General features: G+C 34.2%; 1 protein-coding gene. It reads right to left on the bottom strand.

The genetic code is table 11. The features are described from left to right. Positions 1 to 998, bottom strand: a 998-nt coding sequence (locus HMPREF1984_RS11035) for an ISL3 family transposase (RefSeq protein WP_051314511.1), incomplete at its 3' end; no start/stop codon positions are given. Between the last annotated feature and the right edge of the window lie 67 nt (positions 999 to 1,065).

A 1,065-nucleotide genomic window follows, 5' to 3' on the forward strand; every position in this document is an offset into this window, starting at 1 on the left:
TTTTTAAGGTTGTCGAATTTTTTTATCCCATAAGATAGCCTTTTTATTACCTTTATCTTGTTATTTTTCCCTTCAACAAATCCATTATTTATATTATATTTTTGTATATTGTTTATTTCTTTTTCCCAGTTTGATAACGTTTCCCCTAGCTTAATACATTCCTTTATTCCTGATTCCTTCAGTTCTCCTATCAGATTATTCAGTTCATAACTGAATATTGTGACATCCTTTATTTCAAATATACTGAAAAATTTTGTCCTAAGATCATAAGCCCTTGAAAATATCTCTGAAAGGTTCTTCAGTTTCTTTAGCCTCTTCTTCTGTGAAGGACTGAATGCACTGTTTGGATTCTTTGCTATCAGCTTCCAGTATTTCTTGTATTCCTTGTACTTTGTATCTGAATTGAATAATCTTATCCTCACATCCCTTATCATCCAGTTTGCCTGCCTTATGACATGATATTTGTCTGCCACAATATCAGCATGTGGAAGACAGGAATACACTGTGTTCCTGAACTGCATGAACATATCCATTCCAACTTTTTTTATACTGTCTTTATGACAGAGAAGGAATTCCCTTATGGTTGATGATTTCCTGTCCTTTAAAATATCTATCAGGATATGGTTTGTATCATATATTGCCAGCTGGTACTTTTCTTTATCTGCATTCCCCTTAAATTCATCAAGGTATACAGTTTCATAGTCCAGTTCCTTATGAGGAACTTCAATGTCATGAAATATCCTCATGACAGTTGATATGCTCGTATTTTCTTCCCTTCCTATCTGAGTGAATGACTTCATCTCAGAAAGTTTTCTTCTTATTTCATCCTTGACTTCGTTTGAGATGCTGCAGTTCCTGTCCACAATATCTATTGAAGAAGTCATTCTTTTATTGCATACAGGACAGACATACCTCTGTTTTTCTATATGTAGGATAACTTTCCTGTTTCCATAACTGAGGCTTCTTACTGTAACAGTCCTGTAGTCATGTATATTCATCTTTCTTCCGCAGCAGTTATGCCTTATATCAGTTCTTATTCCATATACATGGTAGGTGTCACAGATA

The organism is Leptotrichia sp. oral taxon 215 str. W9775 (assembly GCF_000469505.1).
Taxonomy (GTDB): domain Bacteria; phylum Fusobacteriota; class Fusobacteriia; order Fusobacteriales; family Leptotrichiaceae; genus Leptotrichia_A.